This window comes from Paractinoplanes ovalisporus (assembly GCF_016834655.1).
Lineage (GTDB): Bacteria > Actinomycetota > Actinomycetes > Mycobacteriales > Micromonosporaceae > Actinoplanes > Actinoplanes ovalisporus.
The window spans coordinates 280,715-302,520 of the sequence record NZ_JAENHP010000012.1; the positions used below are offsets into that span (position 1 = coordinate 280,715).

Sequence of the window (21,806 nt, forward strand, 5' to 3'; positions counted from 1 at the left end):
GGTGACCAGCGCCGCCCTGTCCGGGTCAGCGGGCGCGGTCCGACACGGCCTTCTCGGTGGTGGGCAGCGGCTGCGGGGCGAGGCGGTCGAGTTCCTTCACCACGTCCTGCACGGCCAGCGCCGACGTCTCCACCAGCGGCCGCAACCGGGCGTACAGCTCGGCGTTCCGCGGGTCGGGCCGGGTCGGCTCGCCGATCGGCACCAGGGCCGCCGCCGCGTCGAGGTCGGGCAGCTCGCCGATGGCGTGCCGGGCGAGCAGACACGCCCCGAGCGCCGTGCCTTCGGGCGTGTCGGCCACCGTGACCGGCAGGTCGAGCGTCGCCGCCAGCACGCCGACCCAGAGCTCCGAGGCGACCGCTCCGCCCGTCGCCCGTACGGCCGAAAGCGGAATGCCCTCGGCCGTGAACGAGTCTTTGACCAGGGCGAGCTGCTGGCACACGCCCTCGACGGCCGAGCGCACCAGATGAGCCCGGGCGTGCTCGCGGCGCAACCCCAGATAGGCGCCGCGCAGACCGGGCCGCCACCAAGGCGCGCGTTCGCCCAGCAGGTAGGGCAGGCACAGCAGCCCCTCGCTGCCGGCCGCCACCCCCTGCGCCTCGACCAGCAGGGCGGCGTCCCGCTCGTCGGCGTCCTCCCCCTCGGCGCCCGGCCGCTCGAACCCGGCCGCGAAGCTCTGCCCGGCCCAGCGCACGACCGAGCCGGCGTTGTTGACCGCGCCCCCGATCACCCAGCGGTCCTCGGTCAGCGCGTAACAGAACAGGCGGCCCGCTTTGTCGGCGGTGGGGCGGTCGACCACCGTACGGAGGGCGCCGCTCGTGCCCAGCGAGATCGCCCCGACCCCGGCCGGGGTGGCGCCGACGCCCAGGTTGGCCAGCGGCCCGTCGGCCGCCCCGATGATCAGGGGCGTCGCCGGGTCGAGGCCCGCCGCCTGCGCCACGTCGGACCGCAGCCGCAGCCGGGTCGTCGTGGTCAGCACTTCGGCCAGCTGTTCGGCGCGCACACCGGCCAGTTCCAGGGCTTCGGGGTCCCAGCGCCGCTCGTGGATGTCGTAGAGCCCGGTGCCGCTGGCGATGGAGAGATCGACCGAGTACGGGGCGTCGGCCAGCCCGGCCAGCACGAGTTCCTTCACCCCACCCCAGCGCGGGGTCCGGCGCAGCGTGTCCGGGTCATTGTCGAGCCACCAGGCGAGCTTGGTCAGCGGCGACATCGGGTGGACCGGCGTTCCCGTACGGGCCTGGAGCCGTTTGCCCCGGCCGTCGGCGACAATACGTTCGCTCTGCTCACCGGCGCGCCCGTCGGCCCAGGTGACGAGCGGGCCGAGCGGGCCACCGGCCGCGTCCATCGGCACCACGGCGTGCAGGAAAGCGCTGAGCCCGATGGCGACGACGTGGTCACCGTTCTCGCGGCAGGCCGAGGCGACGTCGATGAGCGCCTTGACCGCGGCGTTGCGCAGCGCGACCGGGTCGAGCTCGGCGCGCCCGGGCCCGGGAACGCTCAACGGGTAGTGGACGCTGGTCTGCGCGCGGAGCGACCCGTCCGGCGCGGCGGCGATCCCTTTCGTCGCGGTGGTGCCGGTGTCGATGCCGATCACAACGTCCATGCCACCAACCTATCCGCCACGCCCCCTTTCCTCACGGAAGCGGCCGCCGTACGACCCGGGCCGCGGCCGGGACGCACGACACGAGCCGCGCCCGAGCACACGACACGAGCCACAGCCGGACGTACGACACGAGCCGCGGCCGAGCACACGACACGAGCCACAGCCGGACGTACGACACGAGCCGCGGCCGAGCGCACGACACGAGCCACAGCCGGGGCGCACGACTCAGGGCAGCGGCAGCGGAACGATGGCGGCACCATCCGGAGGGGTCACCTCCAGTTCGGTCGCGGCCTCGGGGAGCACGGCCGCGTTCCCGGACACCGGCAGCCAGGCCCCATCCCGTACGCGGAAACGCAGTTGGCATTTGTCGGCGGCGACCGCGACGCCCAGTTTCTCCGGCAGCCGCGCCCGCAGCACGAGAACGTCGCCGCCGGGCACCTTCAGACGAGCGGAAACACCCGTCCCGTACGCACCCAGATAGTGCACCACCGGCGTCGAGTTCGCGGCTCCGACCAGGCAGAACACGCGCGCCTCACCATTGAGGACGAGGGTCTGCACCACGAGGCGGCGCCCGTCGGCCGTGCGACCCCGCAGGTACCACTCGGCCGGCCCCTCGTCGAAGTGGTACCCGTACGGATCCAGAAAGCCCGTCTGTCTCCCCAGGTCCCAGCGGATCTTCTCGGAGTCGGTGAGCCGGGCCGTCCCCGCGCCCGGCAGCACCCGCTCGATCCGCACCGGTCGCGCACCGCCGAAGCGCTCGTCGAAGTTCAGGATCGGCACCCGGGGCGTGCGCCCGCCGCTGAGCATCAACGCGATCCCCGTGTTGTCGACCCGCGGATAGACCACGACCCCCTCGCGCTGGTCCGGCACCTGGACGAAGGTGCGGTCGACCCGCCCGGCCGCGTTGATCTCGTAGGTTTCCGAGTACCACACGGACTGACCTCCGGTGGCGAGCACCAGCACGTCGCGGCCGGCCCCGGCCAGGATCGCCGCCGGCCCGACCGTGCCCGGCTCGACGAGGAGCGTCCCGGCGACCACCCGCAACCGGCCGCCGACCGTCTCGACAAAACCCTGGTGGTCCATCACGGTGTCGGCGCTGGACTGGGTGATCAGCGCGACCGGTCCGGCCGGGGTGTTTCCGGCCCAATGCACGTAGGGCTGACCGGACAGACCCGGGACGGCCGACCGCCACGCCGCGCGGACCCGCTCCAGCAACTCCGCGTCGCGCCCGAGATCGCCGGCCGCGGTGGCGGTGACGGGTGCGCCCCGGACGGCCCGGACGGCGGGCACCGCACCGACGGCCAAGGCGGCCAGCGCACCACCGAGGACGCTCCGGCGCCGCACGACCCTTCGACGGCCTCCGGCCCGTACGCGGTCGAGCAGGTCCGGAGCCGGATCCAGGTGACCGGACGCGCGGGTCAGCGCGTCCCGGACATCGGTGTCGGTCATCGCTCTCCCCCATCGGTGACCAGAGCCGGTCCGAGCACCTGCTTGAGCCGGTCGAGCCCGCGGGCGGTGTTGCTCTTGACGGTGCCGTCGCTGCAGCCGAGCGCGGCCGCGACCTCGTGCACCGGCAGATCGTCGAGATAGCGCAGCACCACCGCCGCGCGCTGTTTCGGCGGCAGGCCGCGCAGGGCGTCGAGCACCGCGGCCCGGATCACAACGTCTTCACCGTGGTCGCGACCCGGCTTCTCGTGTCCACTGTCCAGCGTCGTCTCGGGCCGGCGCGCCCGCCACCGCCAGCGGTTCGTGGCGCGGTTGACCAGAGCCCTGCGCGCGTACGCCTCCGGGGCGCCCTCGATGCGACGCCAGCGCACGTACATCTGCTCCAGCACTTCCTGGAGCAGGTCTTCGGCGGCGTGCCGGTCCCCCGTCAGCAGGTAGGCGACGCGCAGCAGACCGGTTGATCTGCTCCGCACGAAGTCGTCGAACGCCGCACCGGCCATCCCCGTCGTCTCCCCCTGGTCGCCCTCACTGTCACAGGACAACCAGAGGTGCGGGGCGGTTGCATCACATTCCGAGAATTTCCCCGTACGCCGCCCTGAGCTCGTCGAAACCGTATTCCTCGGCCGCACGGCCGCGGACGACGCCGTGCGGGTCGCCGTCGAGCAGGTGCTCCAGAACGACGACGCAGACGTGCCAGCCGGTCGCCACCAAGGAGGCGTCGGTGACTCCGACCAGGGTGTGGCGCAGTGTCATCCGAGTGCCCTCGCCCGACGGTTCGAGTTCCCAGCGCAGCAGGTCCTCGTCCCACGAGTACTCGAGCACCTTGGGCGCGTCGGCCACCCGTACGACGGCCCGGGTGTCCTCCCGGTTGTCACCGTCCACCATGGTCAACGTCAGGGGGCCGAGCGCGTTCATGTCGCGCTCGGCCGCGAAGGGCGCCCACTGGTCGAGCTCGGCCGGGTCGGTCAGCGCTTCCCAGACCGCTTGCGGCGGGTGCTTCAGCTCCCGGACGAACACCAGCGTCCAGGGCGCCTGCACCCCTTCAAGACTGGCGCCGCGCGCGTTGCCGACGTCGAGGTTCACGGTTCCTCCTCATTTGTTGCCGTGGCATGGGCTGGATTTGCGTCGTGGCGTGAGCCGGCTTTGTCATCGAGGCGTGGGCCGGCTTTGTCGTCGTGGCGTGGGCCGGCTTTGTCGTCGTGGCGTGGGCCGGCTTTGTCATCGAGGCGCGGGCCGGCTTAGTTGTCGAGGCGCGGGCCGGCTTAGTTGTCGAGGCGCGGGCCGGCTTAGTTGTCGAGGCGCGGGCCGGCCTTGTTGCCGAGGCGCGGGCCGGCCGCCTTGCGGTCGAGGTGCCGTTCGAGCTCGCCGAGGTGGTGCGTCCACATGCGCCGGTAGGGTGCGAGCCAGGCGTCGAGCTCACGGAACGGCCCCGGTTCGAGCCGGTAGACCCGCTGCTGAGCCCGGGTCTGCGCACTGACGACGCCGGCCTCGCGAAGCACCCGCAGGTGTTTGGAGACTGCGGGTTGACTCATGCCGAGCATGTCGACGAGCTCGGAGACCGTGCACTCCCGAAGCCGCAGCCCGTCAACGATCCGCCGCCGGGTGGGTTCCGCAATGGCAGCCAACGCGTCCATTGCTCCAACATGCCATGCCAGTTATATAACCGTCAAGGCATGCACGAGGTACGGCGGTCCGGCGCTCGATCCCGCGCTTTCGTCCCGCTTCAGCCGGCTCCGGTGCCGCCCACCCACCCGACACCCGCCCAACTCGCCGCCGCACCGCCCGCACCCAACTCGCCGCCGCGCCGCCACGCCCAACTCACCGCCGCGCCGTCCGCACCCAACTCGCCACCGCGCCGCCCACACCCAACTCGCCGCCGCGCCCAACTCACCGCCGCGCCGCCCGCACCCTACTCGCCACCGCGCCGCCGCGCCCAACTCACCGCCGCGCCGCCCGCACCCAACTCGCCACCGCGCCGCCCACACCCAACTCGCCGCCGCGCCGCCCGCACCCAACTCGCCACCGCGCCGCCCACACCCAACTCACCGCCGCGCCGCCCGCACCCAACTCGCCACCGCGCCGCCCACACCCAACTGGCCGCCGCGCCGCCCGCGCCCAACTCGCCACCGCGCCGCGCCCGCCCGTGCTCGGCGCGACTCACCTGGGGCGAATGATCACGCCGTGGTGTATTCCCAGCCCTCGCGCCACGCGAAGTCGGCCGCCATGAGGTCCTCCAGCGGGACGCCGTCGATCAGGTGGTCGAACGCCCAGCGGGTGGCGACATGCCCGACCACCAGGACACGCCGGTCGTCCCACCGGGTCGGCAGGTCCTCGAGGAAGCGCCCGACCCGCTCGACCGCCTGCCGCCAGCTCTCACCCCCGGGGTACGGCTCGTCGAGGAAACGCTCCCGGTGCTCATGCAGCTCGGCGCCCGGCATGCCGTTGCTGCTCCCGTAGTCGCATTCCCGAAGCCGCCAGTCCCGGAGAACAGGGACGTCACTCCCGGCGAACGCGATCTCTGCCGTCTCCACCGCGCGGCGCAGATCGGACGTGAACACCGCGGCGATCCCGTCATCCCGCCGCCGCTCCCCCATCTCGGCCGCCAGCTGCCGCCCCCGCTCCGACAGCCGCCCGGGCAACCACCCGGTCGCAACGCCGCGGTCGTTGTCCTCGCTCCACGAGTGCGTCTCAAAAACGATCACGGTCGACATGGCCCCAGGCTAGCGAGGCCGGCCGCCGGAGTTAGCCTGCCGTCATGGCGGATCGCGAGTTGGACGAACTGGTCGTAGCCGACGCCGAGGCGCTGCGCGTATGGCTGCTGGAGCACCACGCCAGCTCGGCCGGGGTGTGGCTGGCGCTGGGCCGCAAGGGCGGAACCGTCACCACCGTGACCTGGCAACAGGCGGTCGACGAGGCCCTGTGCGTCGGATGGATCGACGGCCAGGCCCGCAAGGGCGACGAGTCGATTTCGTGGCGGCGCCTGACGCCACGCCGCCCCCGGGGTGCGTGGTCGCAGCGCAACGTGTTTCATGTCGCCCGACTGGAGGCCGAAGGACGGATGCTGCCCGCAGGCCGCGCCGCGGTGGAGGCGGCGAAGGCGGACGGGCGGTGGGCGGCCGCCTACGCCCCGCCGTCCGAGGCCGAGGTGCCCGCCGACCTGCTGGCCGCGATCGCCGCCGACCCGGCCGCGCAGGCCATGTTCGACGTCCTGACCAAGGCCAACCGGTTCGCGCTGATCTACCGTCTCAACGCCGTCAAACGAGCGGAGACCCGCGAACGGAAGATCAGCGAGTTCGTCGCCATGCTCGCCCGCCACGAGTCGTTCCACCCGCAGAAAGCCCGCCCCGAAACCGGCTCGCCGTAAAACATCCGAATCATCGGGACTTGTCGCGGGGACAGATCGCCCGAAGTCGCCGCGGGAGACAGATCGCTCAAAGCTGCAGCGGGGACAGACCTCCCGAAGCAGTCGCGAGGACGGACCATCCGGAGTTGCCGCGGAAACAAATCGCCCGAAGTCGCCGCGGGAACAAATCGCTCAAAGCTGTACCGGGGACAGACCGCCCGAAGTGGTCGCGGGGACAGTTCGCCTGAAGTGGTCACGGGGACAGATCGCTCAGAGCTGTGCCCGGGGACAGATCACCCGAGGCGGTCGCGAGGACGGATCATCCGGAGTTGCCGCGAAGACAGATCGCCCGAAGCAGTCGCGAGGACGGACCATTCGGAGTTGCCGCGGGGACCGTCGCGTGGATCGTGGTGTGCTGAACTGGGTGGCATGTTGATGCGTCCCGCGGAACTGGCGGCCATCCGGGCCGGCGACATCGACCTGGCGTTCCGCCGGTGGGATCAGCCCCGGGTCAAGGTCGGCACCCGGATGCGGACCGCGGTCGGACTGGTTGAGATCACGTCCGTCGACCGGGTGCCGGTGAAGTCGCTGACGGCCGCGGACGCCCGCCGAGCCGGGACGGGTTCGCTGGCGGCGCTCCGGCAGGGGCTGGACCGCGTACACGCCGACCGGCCGATTTATCGGATCGGGCTGCGGTACGCCGGCACCGACCCGCGGCAGGCTTTACGGGAGACGCTGCCCGACGCCGCTGAGATCGACGCGATCGGCACGTGGCTCGACCGGCTCGACCGGGCCTCGCCGACCGGGCCGTGGACCCGGGCGACGCTGTTACTGATCGACGAACTGCCGGCCACCCGCGCCCCCGAACTCGCGCGGCGGATGGGCCGCGACACCCCCTCGTTCAAACAGAACGTGCGCAAGCTGAAGGAGCGCGGGCTGACCGAGTCGCTGGACATCGGATACCGGCTCTCGCCGCGCGGCGCCGCCGTCCTCGACCGCGAGGGTCATCCCCGGGTGGCCGGCGACCGGCCGGAACCGGAACCAGGCACTCCACTTCCCCACCTCGGCGCGCCCGCGACCCGTGCACTCACCGAGCGCGGGGTGGTCCGGCTCGAGCAGGTGGCCGAGCTCAGCGCCGCCGAGGTGCAGGCTCTGCACGGAGTCGGGCCTTACGCCCTTCGCCATCTGCGCGCAGCGCTGGACGCGGCCGGGCTGGCCTTCCGCGACGACCCCGACGCGCCGTCCGCCCGGCCCGCGAGCTCCTGAAAGCGACCCCACCGAAGATCGCACCCAGGGGCGTTCGGCCCGGGCCGGGCCGATCAGATGGGACGGCTGGGTGGGACCGGTCAGGTGCGGCGGCTCGGGCCGCGCCGGCTGAGCACGAAGGCCCACGTCAGGCCAGTCAGCGGCAACCGCCCGGGTCAGGCCGACTGAGCGCAAAGGCCCACGTCAGGCCAGTCAGCGGCAACCGCCCGGGTCAGGCCGACTGAGCGCAAAGACCCACGTCAGGCCGGCTGCGTGCGACGGCCCGCCTGGTCGATGATCTCGTCGATCACCTGGCACCAGACCGCCGACGGTGGGAACTCGTGGCCTACCCCCTCGAGCCAGACCAGGCGGGCGCCCGGGATCTCCGTGCACAGGGCCTCGGCGTGCGGGGGTGGGAAGACCGGGTCGAGCGTGCCGTGCAGGATCAGGGTCGGGGCGGTGATCTCGGCCAGGCGGTCACGGACGGGCGGGCCGCCGGCGCAGCGCAGGTGGTTGGTCTGGGAGGCGGCCATGTTGTGCGTACGGTCGAAGACCCGCTCGGCCAGACGGCGCAGGTGGGGGTCGTCGGCCGTGAACGGGCCACCCAGACGGCGCACGGCGGCGACGATGCTGTTCACGGCGGAACGGCGGTCCGACCACTGCGGCGAGGGATCGGTGCCGAGGGCGGGCGGGCTCATTTCGTACGCGGGAGGGACTGTGCTCGTCGCCATCAGACTCAGCGACAAGACGCGGTGCGGGCGCTCGACGGCGATCCGCTGGGCCAGCGCACCGCCCATCGACAGACCGACCAGATGGGCCTGGTGGATGCCGAGCGCGTCGAGTACGCCGAGGGCGTCGTGCGCCAGGTCCACATCGGAGTAGGGTGGGTCGCCCGCCGGGAACGACGTCGACCGTCCCGTGTCGCGATGGTCGTAGCGGATGACGTGCCGCCCACCGGCCGCGAGCCGACGGCAGAACTCGTCGTCCCACCAGTCCATCGACCCGGTTGCGCCCGCGATGAGCAGCAGGGCGGGGTCGCCGGGCTCGCCGAACGTCTCCACACACAGCTCGATGCCGTTGACCGGCATCATCGTCTCGGTCACCACCTGCTCATTGTCCGGCATCACACTTGACAGGCAGGTTAAAACTGGATCACTCAACCGTGCCGGTCCGTTGTGAAATGGCCGGATCGGTGCGCGCCGTGTGCTCAGATGTTCGGGTGCTTCCGGACCTGAGTGAATTCACGCCACACCGTACGGTGCTCGACGCGCCGTTCGAGGGAGAGCCGGTCCCCGGACTGCGCGCCGATTACTACCGCCGCCCCGAGGGCGACCGGATCGCGACCGTCGGCCGCTACTCGATGGCCGGCCGCGAGCTGCTGATGGCGTGGGGCTATGTGGATGAGGAGCACTGCCGGCACAACGCCGTCCGCGATCCTTCGGGCGGATGGCACGCGCCGGCCGACGGCTGCCCCGACGTCGAACTGGTGCGCGACGGCCGGACGGTCGTCGGCCTGGCCGTGCGCGCTCCCAACGGCGGGTGGATCAGGGTCTGACGGCGCCGGATGCGGCGACGCGGCGGGTGGATCAGGGTTTGACGGCCGCGGCTACGGCCGCACGCGGCTGAGTCAGGATTGACGGCCGCGGCTACGGCCGCACGCGGGTGGATCAGGGCTTGACGGCCGCGGTGGCGGCGGCCGCCCGCGCCTGCTGCCGCACCACGCGCAGCGACACGCCGGTCAGGGCGATGGCGATCACGAAGAGCGACAGATGCAGGTACGGGTTGGCGATCGACACGAACCCGATGATCGCGACCGGGATCTGCACGACGGCGATGAGACCGGCCAGCCACCACCGGTTGCCGCCGCTCCACAGCAGCGCCGTCCACACCGGCGCGGAGACCACGACCAGCGTGAGGGCGTCGAGCAGGGCGTGCAGGGCGGAGTTGTGCACGGCGTTGTGGGCGAAGGCCTGCGCGGGCGTGGCGATCCACAGACCGGCGAGGACGAGGGCGAGTACGGCGGCGGCACGACGCATGGGATCCTCCAGCGTGGTTGGACCGTTGCTCTGTGTCACCACGGTACGGAACGGGCATCAGCGCCGTAAAGCTTCACTCACGAAGTCCATCCCGGCGGGCAGGCAGCGCGACCAGTAGCCGAAGTTGTGCCGGCCGTCAGAGAACGACCCCGCCGCGGGTGGCTCGGGCAGCGCCTCGGCCAGCGCGCGGACGTCGCCGAGCAACCCGTCCTGACGCCCGCACCACAGCCCCACCTTCGTCCCCCGCAACCGGCCGGCCGACCGGAAGATCTCATCCGATTCCCGTACGGCGGGAGACAGCGCGACAACCGCACGCGCGAACCCCGGGTAGGCCTCGGCCAGCAGCAACGACCCGTACCCGCCCATCGACCAGCCCAGCAGCACGATCCGGGACGTGTCGAAGCCCCGCTCGGCGCACCACCGGGGGATCTCCTCGTGCACCATCCGCTGGGGGTCGTCACCGGCGTGCGGGCGCCACGCCAGACGGTCCCCGGTCGCGCCGGCCAGCACGAACGGGGCGTTGCCACGCCGTACGGAATCGGTCAGGAACCGCCCCAACCCGAGCTCGGGATAATCGGCGGCTGTCTTGGACGCGCCGTGCAGCACGATGCAGACCGGCAGACCCCGGCCGGACCCGTGACCCGACGGCACCGCCGTGTAGAAGTCGACCAGCCGGCCCCGGGCGCGTGAATCACGCCTTTCGAGTCGCTCGTCACCCACCGGGGCGTACGGGATGACCGGATCCGAATTATCCGATCGGCTGCGGTATCCCGCCAATCCGGCGACGGTGCCGACGGTTGCGCCGATCGCCAGGAATGTTCGTCGTCTCATCGTCACCCACAACGGCGATCGACCGGATTGCGTGACGTTCCTACGCTCACGACGTGCGCAGACTCGCGGTGGTGCTGGTCCTCCTGGCGCTGCTGCTCGACGGTTTCGCGCCGTCCCGCCCGGCCCGGGCCGGCGACTCCGTGGTGACCCGGGTGCTCGCCCTCACCCGGGGCGCCGACCGGCCGTTGCCGACCACGCTCTGGTATCGCTCCAACCCCACCGGACGTCACCCGATCATCCTGTTCAGCCACGGGCTGGGCGGTCTGCCGCGCCAGTTCTCGGCGCTCGCCGCGAGCTGGGCCGACGCCGGTTACGTGGTCGCGGCGCCCGCTTATCCCAAGACCAACGCCCGCGTACGGGTCGACCGGCGCGACATCCCGAACCAGCCCGCGGATGCGGCGTTCGTGATCGGGGCCGTCCGGGATCTGAACGGCGCCGCGGGCGACGCGCTGGCCGGCCATCTCGACGTCAACCGGGTCGCCGCCGTCGGGTTCTCGGCCGGGGGCACCACCACGCTCGGCCTGTTCGGGCCGGGGCATCCCGCCTACCTGCGCGCGGGCGTCTCGATCAGTGGTCGCCGCCCGCCCGCCGGTTTCGGCTCGCCCGATTCGTCCGGCTTGTCCGGCGAGTCGAAAAGCTCGTCCGGCGGGTTCGGTGGGCCACCGGCGGCGCTGTTGTTCCTGCACGGCGACCGCGACCGGGTGGTGCCGATCCGGGCCGGGCGGGACGCGTACGCCCTCGCCCCGTCACCGAAACAGTTCGTCACCCTCCGCGGAGCTCGTCACGGAGAGTTCCTCAAGCCTGGTGACCCCCGGTATGCGCGGGTGTCGGGCCAGATTCTCGACTTCCTGGCCGCGAACGTCCCGGTCGCCGATCTTTAACACTTCTACCCGGAGTGATACTCGCGGTCAGGTAACTTGGCCGTTCGGCTAGGGCAACACTCTGAGTAATGTTTACTAGGCTGCCCTGGTGCATCTCACCCACATCACGGTGGCCGCCACTGTCACGCTCAGTATTGCCGCCATTTGTTACTCTCAGTTCGACCCGAAGGGTTCCGAGCAGCAGGCGCGCACCGCCGCCGACAAGGCCACGTGCCGGGCCGTCGACTCCGCGATCGTCGCCTACGCCGGCCTCCACGGGGAGGCACCCAAGGCGGTCAGTCAGATCGCGGGCTACCTCAAGGGCGACATCACCGCGTACCGGATCGTCAACGGCCAGGCCACAGGTCCCGGCTGCTCCTGACCCGCCCTCGGGCGGGTTGTCTTTGAGCGGGCCGCCCTCACGCGGGCTGCTATGGCCGGGCTGCCTCTGGCGAGCTTCCCGGGCGGGCGTTCATCTGACGGCAACATATCGACGACGGGCGAAAAACAAAGCGCGCGAAGAATCCGGGATCATGCCCCCTCGTGGGAAGGATCCGCGCGATGCACCCTGTCGACGAGAGGTTGCCGCTGGGCCGGCTCGCGGTTCTCGGCCTCCAGCACGTTCTGGTCATGTACGCCGGCTGCGTCGCCGTCCCGCTGATCGTCGGCGGAGCGCTCGGCCTGGACACGCGCACGATCGCGATCCTGGTCAACGCCGACCTGTTCGTCGCCGGCGTGATCACGATCATCCAGAGCGTCGGCGTCGGGAAGATTCTCGGCGTACGGCTTCCGATCGTGGCCGGGGCGACCTTCACCGCGCTCAACCCGATGATCCTGATCGGCGCGAAGTACGGGATGCCCGCCGTCTACGGCGCGATCCTCTGCTCCGGCGTCTTCGGCCTGCTCATCGCCAAGCCGTTCGCGAAGGTCATCCACCTGTTCCCGCCGCTGGTCACCGGCACGGTCATCACCATCATCGGCCTGTCCCTGATCGACGCCGGCGCCGGGCTCATCGCCGGCAATGACGAGTCGGCACCCTCGTACGGGCAATTGAGTCATCTGGCCCTGGCCGGCTCGATCATCCTGCTCATCGTGCTGATCAACCGTTTCGCCCGTGGGTTCCTGGTGTCGCTGGCGGTGCTGATCGGCCTGATCTTCGGTGTGGTCGTGGCGTCCTTCATGGGGCTGGTCGACTTCTCGAACGTCGCCGACGCCGGCTGGTTCGGCCTGGCCCGCCCGTTCTACTTCGGCCCGCCCGAGTTCCAGGCCGCGGCGATCATCTCGATGTGCATCGTCATGCTGGTCATCTATGTCGAGTCGACGGCCGACATGCTCGCCGTGGCCAACCTGACCGACAAGGAGATCTCGGAGAACGACATCGCGCGGGGTCTCGCGGCCGACGGCCTCTCCGGCATCCTGGCCGGCACGTTCAACTCGTTCCTGGACACGGCGTTCGCCCAGAACGTCGGCCTGGTGCAGGTGACCCGGGTCAAGAGCCGCTACGTGGTGACGGCGGCCGGCATCATCCTGGTGCTGCTGGGCCTGATCCCCAAGCTGGGCGAGGTGATCGCGGCCATCCCCGGTCCCGTCATCGGCGGCGCGGCCCTGGTCATGTTCGCCACGGTGACCGCCGTCGGCATCCGGAGCCTGCGCCGGGTGACTTTCGACGGCAACCACAACTTGCTGATCGTGGCCATCTCCCTGGGCGCCGGCATGGTCCCGGTCGTGGCGCCCGCCTTCTACGCCCGCATGCCCGACGAGCTGGAAATCATCTTCGGCAGCTCCATCACCACCACGGTCATCATCGTCTTCCTGCTGAACCTGCTCTTCAACGTCTTCCCCTTCCCCCGCCCCGCCGCCGAGCCGTCACCCGCGTCCGGGAGCGGCGACACTCCCCCGCCCGCCGCCGAGCCCGGGGTGCCCGCCGCTTCGACCCCGCCCGCGTCAGCTCCCGCCGATCCGGCGCCGCTCGCTTCGACGTCGACCGCCGAGCCCGCGGCTGCCCCTCAGTCCTCGGTCCCCGCCAAACCCGCCGTCACCCAAGCCGATCCGGCCGAGCCCGCGAAGGCGACTTCACCAGAACCGGCCCCGCCCACCTCATGACCGGCTCGCGGGCCGTGCTCACCCTCCTCCGAACGCGGCCCGCGAGCCCCTCGCCGACCTGGAAACGCATTGTCGGGTCGGGTCGCGAGTGGCTTGACGCCCGCTCTCAGCGACCCGGGTACGTGGTGATCATCCGACCGCCGGACGTGGACAGCCTCGGGTAGCTTCTGACGCTGTGACTCTCATCGGCAACCGCGAGGCGACCGGCGCCTCGAGCGGGTGGGCCCGGCTGCGGGCCGAGCGTCCCGGGCTGATGACGCTCGTGCTCGAGCAGCCAAACGGAAAGCCCCGAAACGCAGCCCCATAGAACGGAACGAGCGACCTCATGGTGACCTGGACAGACGGGGCGATCGACGACCCACGGCCGGCCTCGGACACGGCGGTGCGAGAGGCACAGGACGAACTGGAGGTCATCCTGCCTCCGGAGTTCCTGGCCGTAGCACAGGTCCATCAGGGCGCCGCCCCCGTCCCCGCCGCGATCGACCTGCCCAACGGCTTCGGCACCGCGGTCGACCATCTCCTTCACTTCGAGGATTCCCCGTTCGTCAGCAACATCGTCGCCGCCATCTTCCCCCTGCTCGACGTGCTCGACGAGGGCATAATCCCGTTCGCCGCCGACGCGGGTGGCGACTTCTTCTGCTTCGACTACCGCACCGACGCCGCTAACCCGTCGGTTGTCTTCTGGAGCGTGGACTGGGGCATCATCCCGCTGGCGCCGAGCTTCACCGACTTCCTGACCATGCTGCGCAACTAGTCTCCAGCAACCACGACGCCAGAAGACGGACCTGATCCGGCCGCGAGCACAGTGGAGCCTGAGTCGTAGCGCCGGCGCGCCAGGTCGTGCAGCCGACCCCTCTTGGACTTGGTTACGCTTACTGAGCGGCTGTAGCGCTAGCCCATCGCCCGAGCTCAAGTGGCTCAGTGGCCAAGGTTCTCGGAATCGCGCCTCTATTTCTGCGTGCAGAGGAGGCTGCGAACCTTGCCACCCACGAGTCTGGTCCGGAGATCGCTTGGTGTCGTACCTGTGACGACGGCGAGCGGCGCGGCCCTGTGGCTATCCATCGACAACCTGCTCAGTGCCGTCGTGTTCGCCGCCTTGGCGTTGACGGTGGTCTTGGCCTCGATCGGTTTGCTTTGCTGGATTTTGTCAGATGAAGGACGATCCGATCGCCTTGCACGGCTCCTTTTGATCTGGAACCAGCGACGGTGAGGGGCCGCGAGCGCACCCGCACCCCTGGATGCGGATGCGCTCTCCTCGGCCGGGGAGGCGCCGGCCTGGGTTCGGCGTTTGGAGGCAGCCGATCGCGTGCCGGCCCCGCGAGCGGGCCGGCACGTTCGGCGCGTGTTTTCGGGGTCAGTGGCGGCGCAGGGCGTCCAGCATGCGCATGCCGGCGAAGAGGGAACCTCCGACCGCGAGCATGTAGCAGAACAGCAGGGCGGCCGGTCCTGCGGTGCCGGCCACCAGGAAGAAGAAGCCGGCGGCGACCGCGGCCGTGCCGGAGCCGATGGTCAGGAACCAGCCGGTGGCCTTCTCGGACGGGGTCCAGCGGGGGGACGCGCTCGCCATCAGCATGCCGGCGAAGGGGCCTACGCCGGGCATCACGAACGCGCCGGCTGTCATCAGGCCGATCGCCGTGTATTCGGCTGCGCCGCCGTTGGCCGCTCCCCCACCGGTGGCGGCCGGCGGGGGAGGCGGGATCAGGGCGGGCAGGCGCAGGTGCGGGGGCAGGTGACCGCGTCTCGCGGCGGCGACCAGGGCCTCCGGTGGCCCTAAGCGGCGCAGGATCTCGGCCGGGTCCTCGATCGGTGACGACGGTGACGTGCGGCGCATGGCGATGTAGTCGGCCACCGTGGTCATCAGCTCGTCACGCAGTTCGGGCGCGAGGTCATCGCTCTGCGCCCACAGCGCGGCGAGATAGTCGAGGACGACTACGTCGGTGTGTTCGAGCGGTGCCGTCGTCATGGTTCTCCCCCTGCCGAGTAAAGGTAGGACCAGCATCGTCGGGCACGGGCCGGCGGACATCGGCCCCGGGACCGGAACCCTCGGCGCTGCTACGACTTTCGGCTGATCCATAGGAGGGAGACTGGCAGGCATGCGCCTTGTGTCTCTGCTTCCGTCCGCCACCGAGATCGTCTACGCCCTCGGGCTCGGTGAGGACCTGGTCGGCGTCACGTTCGAGTGTGACGAACCCGCCTCGGCCCGCGTCGAGAAGACCGTCGTGGTCGGTGGCAAGGACACGCGCGGCATGAGTGCGGGTGAGATCGATGCGTACGTACGGGGGAGGCTCGCCGACGGCGGCGACCTCTACACGCTGCACGCCGACGCGCTGGCCGGGCTCGCCCCCGATCTGATCCTCACCCAGGACCTCTGCCGGGTCTGCGCGCTGCCGTCGGGGCACGTCACCGAGGCGCTCGACCATCTGGGGTGCCGGGCCGACGTGGTCTCGCTCGATCCGTACTCACTCGGCGAGGTGCTGGGCACGATCCGGGCGGTGGGCGAGGCGGCCGGTGTCCCCGACCGGGCCGAGAAGGTGGTCACAGAGCTCGAAGCCCGCCTGGCCCGCGTCGCCGCCGAGGTCGGGAACAGCCGAAGGCCCCGGGTGGCGGTCGTGGAGTGGGTCGACCCTCCGTTCACGGCCGGTCACTGGGTGCCCGATCTGGTGACGGCGGCGGGCGGCGAGCCGGTCGCGGCCAACGGGGGCCGGAGGTCGACCGAGACCACGTACGAGGCCCTGGCCGCCGCCGGACCCGAGATCGTGCTGGTCACGCCGTGCGGCTTCCATCTCGAAGGCGCCATCGGGCAGGCCCGCCTGGTGGCCCCGCACTTTCCGGACGCCCAAGGTGTGGGCGCTCGACGCCGACGGCCTGATCGTGCGCCCGGGCCCCCGGCTGGTCGACGGCGTGGAAGCGATCGCCGCCATCCTGCACCCCGACGTGTTCGCCCCGCACGAGGCAACCGCGCGCGTGCAGTGAGGAGACAGCCGCACGCGTGCGGTGAAATTGGGCAGCTGGTCGGATCGGCGTCCGGACCGGCCGCGCCGGCGACCGACCGAGGGGGAGATAGAGTGCGCCCGCCGCGCGGGAACCAGGCGCGGCGGGCGCGGGGAGCGGCGTGCTCAGTGCACGAGCGCGGGGCTGCGGTGCGGTGCCGCCCAACGCTCCCGAGCCGCCGCACGAATGCGGGACGCCCGGTAGAGCCAGTGGATGTCCCGGCCGAACGACCAGGTCAGCGAGCCCAGCGCGATCGCCAGGGCGACCATGGTGAGCGCAGTCGGCAGCAGGTCGGCCGTGACCAGGGCGAGCACGATGCCCTGGAGGGCGGCGACCACCTTGCGCGAGAACTGGGGCGGCAGCGCGGCGTTGAGCCACGGGTAGACCCAGGCCGCGGCCACGAACGCGTACCGGAAGGCGCCGATCGCGACCCACCACCAGCCGAACCGGTCGCCCGCGTAGACGCTGAGCACCAGGATCAGGAACGCGTCGATCTCCATGTCGAAGCGGGCGCCGAGCGCCGTCGTGTTGCCGGTGCGCCGGGCCACCTGGCCGTCCACGCCGTCGAGGGCGAGCGCCACGCCGGCGATCGCGACCAGCGCGGGCGTGCTGACCGGGTGGGCGAACGAGGTGACGACCATGGCGGTGACGCCGCCGACGAGGATCGCGCGGGCCAGGGTGACCGCGTTGGCCGGGCCGAGGTGGCTCATCCGGGCCCGGTCGAGGCCCGCGCCGAGCAGGCCGCAGAGCACCAGACCGTAGGCCGCGCCGGCGATCAGGCCGGTGGCGGTGAGACCGAGGGTGCTGCCCAGCAGGGCCAGCAGCGCGAGCTGGGCGGCCAGTCCGACCACCGGCGCACGCGAGGAGTCGCTGGTGGGTGCGGTGGTAGCTGATGTCACCGAGGCCTCCATGTGCAAGATCGGCCGCCGCGTATGGTTGCCGTCGTCAGCGCTTAACACGCGCCCCGGCGGCAATCGGTTCAGCGAGCCCGGAAAAGGAACCCGAAGCGGGCCGTGAGGAAGAACCCGAAGCGGGCGGAGGAACAAAGACATGACGAGCGACGCGTACGCGTTCTGGATCGCCGAACCGGGCCGAGGTGAGATCCGCCCGGTCGAGCTGGGTCGACCGGCCGCCGGCGAGGTCCTCGTCCGTACCCTCCACACGGGTGTGAGCAGGGGAACCGAGACTCTGGTGTTCACCGGCCGGGTGCCCGGGAGCCAGTTCTCGGTGATGCGTGCCCCCTTTCAGGAGGGCGACTTTCCCGCCCCCGTCAAATACGGCTACCTCAACGTCGGCGTCGTCGAGCAGGGCCCGGACGAGCTGGTCGGACGCGTCGTCTTCAGCCTGCATACCCACCAGACGCGGTTTATCGCCCCGGAAGGCATGGTTTCCGTCGTGCCGGACGGTGTGCCCGCTCACCGGGCCGTGCTCGCCGGCACCGTGGAGACGGCGGTCAACGCGCTCTGGGACGCCCGTCCGATGGTCGGCGACCGCGTCGCGATCGTGGGTGCGGGCATGGTGGGTGGGTGCGCGGCGGCGATTCTCGCGCGGTTTCCCGGCGTACGGCTTCAGCTCGTCGACGTCGACCAGGGCCGCGCCGACCTGGCCGCCCGGCTCGGCGCCGACTTCGCCACCCCGGGCGAGGCGCTGGGCGACTGCGACCTGGTGATCCACGCCAGCGCCACCTCGGCCGGCCTGACCCGCTCGCTCGAACTGGTCGCGCCCGAGGGCACGGTCGTCGAGCTCAGCTGGTACGGCGACAAGCAGGTCAGCGTGCCGCTGGGCGAGTTCTTCCACTCCCGCCGCCTGACCATCCGCGGCAGCCAGGTCGGCGGCATCGTGCCCGGCCGCAACCGCACCTACGCCGAACGGCTCGCGCTCTCGCTGGAACTGCTGAAGGACGAGCGGTTCGAGGCGTTCGTCACCGGGCATTCGCCCTTCCACGAGCTGCCCGACGTGATGCCCCGGCTCGCGGACGGTAGCCTTCCGGCCCTCTGCCACGTGATCGACTACCCCGAGGAGTAGCCCTTGTTCAGCGTCACCGTCCGCGACCACATCATGATCGCGCACAGCTTCACCGGTGAGGTCTACGGTCCGGCCCAGAAGCTGCACGGCGCGACCTTCGTGGTCGACGCCACCTTCAAGCGGCCCGAGCTGGACGACGACAACATCGTGGTGGACATCGGCCGCGCCAGCCAGGAACTGCACGCGATCTGCGGCGGGCTCAGCTACCGCAACCTGGACGACGAGCCCGACTTCCTCGGCATCAACACCTCGACCGAGTTCCTGGCCAAGGTGATCGCCGACAAGCTGGCCGACAAGGTCGCCGCGGGTGAGCTCGGGGCGGGCGCGGCCGGGCTGACCGGTCTGAGCGTGACCCTGCACGAGTCGCACATCGCCTGGGCCTCGTACGAGCGCGATCTGTGACCTCGCCCCTGTGGGCGGTGCTGCCGGGCGGCATCGACGACCCGGCGGCACCGAGCGGCGGCAACCGCTACGACCGTACGGTGTTGTCGCTGCTCCCGGCCGTGCACGAGATCGCCGTCCCCGGCTCGTGGCCGGCACCGGGCCCGGCCGCCCGCCGCGCGCTCCACAACGCCCTCGGCGACATTCCGGACAAGTCCACTGTGCTGGTCGACGGGCTCGTCGGTTGCGGTGTCCCCGAGATCCTGGCCCCGCACGCCGGTCGGCTCCGGCTGGTCGTGCTCGTCCACCTGCCGCTGAGCGACGAGACCGGCCTCTCCCCGGCCGACGCGGACGACCTGCGCGCCCGCGAGCGGCAGACCCTGCACCTGGCCACCACGGTGGTCGCCACCAGCACGGCCGCCGCGGAGCGGGTCGCCGGCCTGCACGATCTGGCCCGCGTCGAGGTCGCCCCGCCCGGCGTCGACCCGGCGCCCCTGGCAACACGTGACCCCGGCGGGCGGCGGCTGCTCTGTGTCGCCGCGGTCACCCCGCGCAAGGGCCAGGACCTGCTGGTCGGCGCCCTGGAGCAGGACCTGGCCGGGCTCGACTGGGAGTGCACCTTCGCCGGGGCGCTGGTCCGGCCCGTCCCGCACGCCGACCCCCGCCTGCGGTTCGCGGGTCCTCTGCACGGCGAAGCGCTCGACGAGGCGTACGGGAAAGCGGATCTTCTGGTGCTGCCGTCACGCGCGGAGACGTACGGCATGGTCGTGACCGAGGCTCTGGCCCGCGGGATCCCGGTGCTGGCCACCCAGGTCGGAGGCGTGCCCGAGGCGCTCGGGACGGCTCCCGGCGGCGCCCGGCCCGGCCTGCTGATCCCGCCCGACGACCGAGCCGCCCTGGCCGCCGCGCTGCGGTCCTGGCTCACCGGCGACGCGCTGCGCGACCGCCTGCGCGCCGCCGCCACGGCCCGCCGGGAAACCCTCCCGAGCTGGGAAGACACCGCACGAACGCTGTCCGCCATCTGCGAAGGAGACCCCCGATGACCGGAGAGTTCAGCGAGACCTGGCTCGGCCTGCGCGAGCCCGCCGACGCCGACGCCCGCGCCACCGACCTGGTCGCGATGCTGCCGGCCGACATCCACGTGATCCGCGACCTGGGCTGCGGCACCGGTTCGATGGCCCGCTGGCTGGCGCCGAAACTGCCCGGGCCGCAGCACTGGATCATGGCCGACCGCGACCCGAAGCTGCTGCACTTCGCGACCTCGCACGTGAACGTGCCCGGGGTCAGCGTCGAGGGTGCGCTCGGCGACGTGACCGCGCTGCGGGCGGCCGACCTCGACGGCACCGACCTGGTGACCTGCTCGGCGCTGCTCGACCTGCTGACCGAGGCCGAGGTCGACGCCCTGGTGGCGGCGCTGGCCGAGGCCCGGGTGTCGGCCCTGTTCACCCTTTCGGTCGCCGGGGACGTGAGTCTGGAACCGGCCCGGGAACTGGACGCTACGGTGGCCGAGGCGTTCGACCAGCACCAGCGCCGCGAGACCGGGGGGCGCCGCCTGCTCGGGCCGGACGCTCCGGCGTACGCGGGGAAGGCTTTTGAACTGGCCGGTGCGACGGTCGTCACCCGGCCGAGCGCGTGGCGGCTCGGACCCGACCGGCCCGACCTGACCGCGGAATGGCTGCGGGGCTGGGTCGGCGCGGCCCGTGACCAGCGGCCCGAGCTCGATCTGGACGGTTATCTGGCCGACCGGCTGGCGACGCTGCCGCAGGCCTCGGTCGGACATGTGGATCTTTTGGCGATCTTCGGCTGAACCCTTTGTGCCCGCCCCGGCGTACTAGGAGAAAGACGGGCTAGACGAAGGGGACGGCGACGTGGGGCGTATCTGGGCTTGGGCGAGGATTCTGGGTGGGGCCGGGATCCTCGTCTTCCTGCTGTGGAAGCTCGGCACCGGCGCTTTCCTCGACGGCCTGCGGGTGATCGACGGTCCCGCGCTGGCGCTGGCGTTCACGATCGGCGTGGCCACCACGGTCTTCAGCGCCTGGCGCTGGTGCCTGGTCGCGCGGGGTCTGGGCCTGCGGCTTTCCTTCCGTACGGCGGTGGCCGACTACTACAAGGCGCTGTTCCTCAACGCCGCGCTTCCGGGCGGGGTGCTCGGCGACGTGGACCGCGCCGTGCAGCACGGCCGCGACGAGGGTGACGTGGCCAAGAGCGTGCGGGCGGTCGTGCTCGAGCGGACGGCCGGCCAGCTGGTCCTGATCGTCGTCGGCGTCACCGTCCTGTTCACCGTCCCCTCCCCCGTTCTCGACGTCATCCGTCAGCACGGCCTGACCGCCGCGGTGATCGTCGGCTCGCTGGTCCTCGCCGGCGCCGTGCTCACGCTGGCCTTCCGCCGCCTGCGGCAGGGCGGCTCCCGGGTCGCGTCGGCCGTGCGCACCGGGGTGGCCGAGATCCGCTCCGGGCTGCTGGCCCGCCGCAACTGGCCGATCGTGACGCTGGCCTCGGTCGTCGTGCTCGTCGGTCACCTGGCGACGTTCGTGGTGGCGGCCCGCGCGGCCGGCTCGACCGCGTCGCTGACCCGGCTCGCGCCGCTGATGCTGCTGGCGCTGCTGGCCATGTCGCTGCCGCTCAACATCGGCGGCTGGGGCCCGCGGGAGGCCGTCACGGCGTGGGCGTTCGGCGCGGCCGGTCTGAGCGCCACCCAGGGTCTGACGACCGCGGTGGTGTACGGGGTGTTCGCGTTCGTCGCGGCGCTGCCCGGCGCGCTGGTCGTGCTGGCCCGGGCCACGTCCCGCGTGCGCACCGCCGCCGCGGTCCGGCTGGCTGCTCCGGTTTCGCCGGCGATCCCGTACGTCGCCCCGGCCCTTGCCCCGGCCGCTCCCGCCCCCGCTCCGGTCGCCCCCGAGATGCTGCTGGGCCGCGAGCTGGCGCGTGCCGGCGCCTGATGGCTC

Annotated in this window: 25 protein-coding genes and 1 pseudogene; 15 read left to right on the forward strand and 11 right to left on the reverse strand. The window is 71.7% G+C overall.

The features are described 5' to 3' along the window. Positions 1–25: 25 nt before the first annotated feature. The 6 genes from JIG36_RS31155 to JIG36_RS31180 all read right to left on the reverse strand — a co-directional run bounded on the left by JIG36_RS31155 (position 26) and on the right by JIG36_RS31180 (position 5,757). Positions 26–1,600, reverse strand: coding sequence for a gluconokinase (locus tag JIG36_RS31155; RefSeq protein ID WP_203379950.1), 1,575 nt, complete (start codon positions 1,598–1,600; stop codon positions 26–28). Positions 1,601–1,825: 225 nt separating this feature from the next. Further along, a complete protein-coding gene (locus tag JIG36_RS31160) occupies positions 1,826–3,049 on the reverse strand; it encodes a hypothetical protein (RefSeq protein ID WP_203379951.1) in 1,224 nt (407 codons plus the stop codon). Then, positions 3,046–3,546, reverse strand: coding sequence for a SigE family RNA polymerase sigma factor (locus JIG36_RS31165; RefSeq protein WP_203379952.1), 501 nt, complete (start codon positions 3,544–3,546; stop codon positions 3,046–3,048). Before JIG36_RS31165 ends, JIG36_RS31160 begins: the two co-directional genes overlap by 4 nt. A gap of 64 nt (positions 3,547–3,610) precedes the next feature. Continuing rightward, on the reverse strand, positions 3,611–4,129 hold the full coding sequence (locus JIG36_RS31170; RefSeq protein ID WP_307872979.1) for an SRPBCC domain-containing protein: 519 nt from the start codon (positions 4,127–4,129) through the stop codon (positions 3,611–3,613). A gap of 203 nt (positions 4,130–4,332) precedes the next feature. Further along, positions 4,333–4,680 carry an ArsR/SmtB family transcription factor gene (locus tag JIG36_RS31175; RefSeq protein WP_203379953.1) on the reverse strand — a complete coding sequence of 116 codons (348 nt, stop codon included), beginning with the start codon at positions 4,678–4,680 and terminating at the stop codon, positions 4,333–4,335. 540 nt (positions 4,681–5,220) lie between these two features. Beyond that, positions 5,221–5,757: a histidine phosphatase family protein gene (locus JIG36_RS31180; protein ID WP_203379954.1), complete on the reverse strand. Its 537-nt coding sequence runs from the start codon at positions 5,755–5,757 to the stop codon at positions 5,221–5,223. A 44-nt stretch (positions 5,758–5,801) separates the two neighbouring features. Here JIG36_RS31180 and JIG36_RS31185 point away from each other — a divergent pair, with 44 nt between their 5' ends. Next, positions 5,802–6,410 (forward strand): YdeI/OmpD-associated family protein, encoded by a 609-nt coding sequence (locus JIG36_RS31185; RefSeq protein ID WP_203379955.1) that lies wholly within the window; start codon positions 5,802–5,804, stop codon positions 6,408–6,410. Between the two features lie 408 nt (positions 6,411–6,818). Further along, positions 6,819–7,655, forward strand: coding sequence for a hypothetical protein (locus JIG36_RS31190; RefSeq protein ID WP_203379956.1), 837 nt, complete (start codon positions 6,819–6,821; stop codon positions 7,653–7,655). A gap of 239 nt (positions 7,656–7,894) precedes the next feature. Here JIG36_RS31190 and JIG36_RS31195 read toward each other — a convergent pair whose 3' ends face one another. Further along, positions 7,895–8,740 (reverse strand): alpha/beta fold hydrolase, encoded by an 846-nt coding sequence (locus tag JIG36_RS31195; protein ID WP_307872980.1) that lies wholly within the window; start codon positions 8,738–8,740, stop codon positions 7,895–7,897. A 113-nt stretch (positions 8,741–8,853) separates the two neighbouring features. Between JIG36_RS31195 and JIG36_RS31200 the strand changes: the two genes are divergently transcribed. Further along, on the forward strand, positions 8,854–9,189 hold the full coding sequence (locus JIG36_RS31200; RefSeq protein WP_203379958.1) for a hypothetical protein: 336 nt from the start codon (positions 8,854–8,856) through the stop codon (positions 9,187–9,189). A gap of 112 nt (positions 9,190–9,301) precedes the next feature. On the opposite strand, the gene JIG36_RS31205 is transcribed toward JIG36_RS31200, so the two are convergent. Next, entirely contained in the window at positions 9,302–9,670 is a 369-nt protein-coding gene (locus tag JIG36_RS31205) for a hypothetical protein (RefSeq protein WP_203379959.1), read from the reverse strand. A 57-nt stretch (positions 9,671–9,727) separates the two neighbouring features. After that, on the reverse strand, positions 9,728–10,501 hold the full coding sequence (locus JIG36_RS31210) for an alpha/beta hydrolase (protein WP_203379960.1): 774 nt from the start codon (positions 10,499–10,501) through the stop codon (positions 9,728–9,730). A 53-nt stretch (positions 10,502–10,554) separates the two neighbouring features. On the opposite strand from JIG36_RS31210, the gene JIG36_RS31215 reads away from it, so the two are divergent. From JIG36_RS31215 to JIG36_RS31235, 5 genes are all read left to right on the forward strand, one after another. After that, positions 10,555–11,382 (forward strand): alpha/beta hydrolase family protein, encoded by an 828-nt coding sequence (locus JIG36_RS31215; RefSeq protein WP_203379961.1) that lies wholly within the window; start codon positions 10,555–10,557, stop codon positions 11,380–11,382. Positions 11,383–11,470: 88 nt separating this feature from the next. Beyond that, the gene (locus tag JIG36_RS31220; RefSeq protein WP_203379962.1) at positions 11,471–11,743 is read left to right on the forward strand and encodes a hypothetical protein; all 273 of its coding nucleotides are present in this window, start codon (positions 11,471–11,473) and stop codon (positions 11,741–11,743) included. Between the two features lie 179 nt (positions 11,744–11,922). Further along, positions 11,923–13,464 carry a nucleobase:cation symporter-2 family protein gene (locus JIG36_RS31225; RefSeq protein WP_203379963.1) on the forward strand — a complete coding sequence of 514 codons (1,542 nt, stop codon included), beginning with the start codon at positions 11,923–11,925 and terminating at the stop codon, positions 13,462–13,464. 325 nt (positions 13,465–13,789) lie between these two features. Continuing rightward, positions 13,790–14,218, forward strand: coding sequence for an SMI1/KNR4 family protein (locus JIG36_RS31230; RefSeq protein WP_203379964.1), 429 nt, complete (start codon positions 13,790–13,792; stop codon positions 14,216–14,218). 270 nt (positions 14,219–14,488) lie between these two features. Next, complete coding sequence (locus JIG36_RS31235; protein ID WP_203379965.1) at positions 14,489–14,674, forward strand: hypothetical protein; 186 nt, start codon at positions 14,489–14,491, stop codon at positions 14,672–14,674. 144 nt (positions 14,675–14,818) lie between these two features. On the opposite strand, the gene JIG36_RS31240 is transcribed toward JIG36_RS31235, so the two are convergent. Further along, on the reverse strand, positions 14,819–15,427 hold the full coding sequence (locus JIG36_RS31240) for an HAAS signaling domain-containing protein (RefSeq protein WP_203379966.1): 609 nt from the start codon (positions 15,425–15,427) through the stop codon (positions 14,819–14,821). A gap of 130 nt (positions 15,428–15,557) precedes the next feature. Between JIG36_RS31240 and JIG36_RS31245 the strand changes: the two are divergent. Further along, positions 15,558–16,178: pseudogene (locus JIG36_RS31245) on the forward strand (ABC transporter substrate-binding protein); the annotation flags it as partial. Between the two features lie 127 nt (positions 16,179–16,305). Beyond that, positions 16,306–16,437 (forward strand): hypothetical protein, encoded by a 132-nt coding sequence (locus tag JIG36_RS53520; RefSeq protein WP_268919752.1) that lies wholly within the window; start codon positions 16,306–16,308, stop codon positions 16,435–16,437. 143 nt (positions 16,438–16,580) lie between these two features. Here the strand turns inward: JIG36_RS53520 and JIG36_RS31250 are convergent, their stop codons facing one another. Next, on the reverse strand, positions 16,581–17,354 hold the full coding sequence (locus JIG36_RS31250; protein WP_307872981.1) for a CDP-alcohol phosphatidyltransferase family protein: 774 nt from the start codon (positions 17,352–17,354) through the stop codon (positions 16,581–16,583). Between the two features lie 151 nt (positions 17,355–17,505). Here JIG36_RS31250 and JIG36_RS31255 point away from each other — a divergent pair, with 151 nt between their 5' ends. The 5 genes from JIG36_RS31255 to JIG36_RS31275 all read left to right on the forward strand — a co-directional run bounded on the left by JIG36_RS31255 (position 17,506) and on the right by JIG36_RS31275 (position 21,800). Continuing rightward, positions 17,506–18,480, forward strand: coding sequence for a zinc-dependent alcohol dehydrogenase (locus JIG36_RS31255; protein WP_203379968.1), 975 nt, complete (start codon positions 17,506–17,508; stop codon positions 18,478–18,480). A 3-nt stretch (positions 18,481–18,483) separates the two neighbouring features. Next, positions 18,484–18,882: a 6-pyruvoyl trahydropterin synthase family protein gene (locus JIG36_RS31260; RefSeq protein ID WP_203379969.1), complete on the forward strand. Its 399-nt coding sequence runs from the start codon at positions 18,484–18,486 to the stop codon at positions 18,880–18,882. Then, positions 18,879–19,904, forward strand: coding sequence for a glycosyltransferase family 4 protein (locus JIG36_RS31265; protein ID WP_203379970.1), 1,026 nt, complete (start codon positions 18,879–18,881; stop codon positions 19,902–19,904). The genes JIG36_RS31260 and JIG36_RS31265 overlap by 4 nt, the downstream gene beginning before the upstream one ends. Next, a complete protein-coding gene (locus JIG36_RS31270) occupies positions 19,901–20,668 on the forward strand; it encodes a class I SAM-dependent methyltransferase (RefSeq protein ID WP_203379971.1) in 768 nt (255 codons plus the stop codon). The genes JIG36_RS31265 and JIG36_RS31270 overlap by 4 nt, the downstream gene beginning before the upstream one ends. Positions 20,669–20,729: 61 nt before the next feature. Beyond that, a complete protein-coding gene (locus tag JIG36_RS31275) occupies positions 20,730–21,800 on the forward strand; it encodes a lysylphosphatidylglycerol synthase transmembrane domain-containing protein (RefSeq protein ID WP_307872982.1) in 1,071 nt (356 codons plus the stop codon). The last annotated feature ends 6 nt before the right edge of the window (positions 21,801–21,806 follow it).

What these genes read in the sequence shown, in the direction of transcription:
- JIG36_RS31210 (WP_203379960.1), bottom strand. Translation starts at nt 10,501, where the DNA reads ATGAGACGACGAACATTCCTGGCGATCGGCGCAACCGTCGGCACCGTC.
- JIG36_RS31270 (WP_203379971.1), top strand. Translation starts at nt 19,901, where the DNA reads ATGACCGGAGAGTTCAGCGAGACCTGGCTCGGCCTGCGCGAGCCCGCC.
- JIG36_RS31205 (WP_203379959.1), bottom strand. Translation starts at nt 9,670, where the DNA reads ATGCGTCGTGCCGCCGCCGTACTCGCCCTCGTCCTCGCCGGTCTGTGG.
- JIG36_RS31190 (WP_203379956.1), top strand. Translation starts at nt 6,819, where the DNA reads ATGTTGATGCGTCCCGCGGAACTGGCGGCCATCCGGGCCGGCGACATC.
- JIG36_RS31160 (WP_203379951.1), bottom strand. Translation starts at nt 3,049, where the DNA reads ATGACCGACACCGATGTCCGGGACGCGCTGACCCGCGCGTCCGGTCAC.
- JIG36_RS31225 (WP_203379963.1), top strand. Translation starts at nt 11,923, where the DNA reads ATGCACCCTGTCGACGAGAGGTTGCCGCTGGGCCGGCTCGCGGTTCTC.
- JIG36_RS31230 (WP_203379964.1), top strand. Translation starts at nt 13,790, where the DNA reads ATGGTGACCTGGACAGACGGGGCGATCGACGACCCACGGCCGGCCTCG.
- JIG36_RS31240 (WP_203379966.1), bottom strand. Translation starts at nt 15,427, where the DNA reads ATGACGACGGCACCGCTCGAACACACCGACGTAGTCGTCCTCGACTAT.
- JIG36_RS31180 (WP_203379954.1), bottom strand. Translation starts at nt 5,757, where the DNA reads ATGTCGACCGTGATCGTTTTTGAGACGCACTCGTGGAGCGAGGACAAC.
- JIG36_RS31175 (WP_203379953.1), bottom strand. Translation starts at nt 4,680, where the DNA reads ATGGACGCGTTGGCTGCCATTGCGGAACCCACCCGGCGGCGGATCGTT.
- JIG36_RS31255 (WP_203379968.1), top strand. Translation starts at nt 17,506, where the DNA reads ATGACGAGCGACGCGTACGCGTTCTGGATCGCCGAACCGGGCCGAGGT.
- JIG36_RS31155 (WP_203379950.1), bottom strand. Translation starts at nt 1,600, where the DNA reads ATGGACGTTGTGATCGGCATCGACACCGGCACCACCGCGACGAAAGGG.
- JIG36_RS31165 (WP_203379952.1), bottom strand. Translation starts at nt 3,546, where the DNA reads ATGGCCGGTGCGGCGTTCGACGACTTCGTGCGGAGCAGATCAACCGGT.
- JIG36_RS31185 (WP_203379955.1), top strand. Translation starts at nt 5,802, where the DNA reads ATGGCGGATCGCGAGTTGGACGAACTGGTCGTAGCCGACGCCGAGGCG.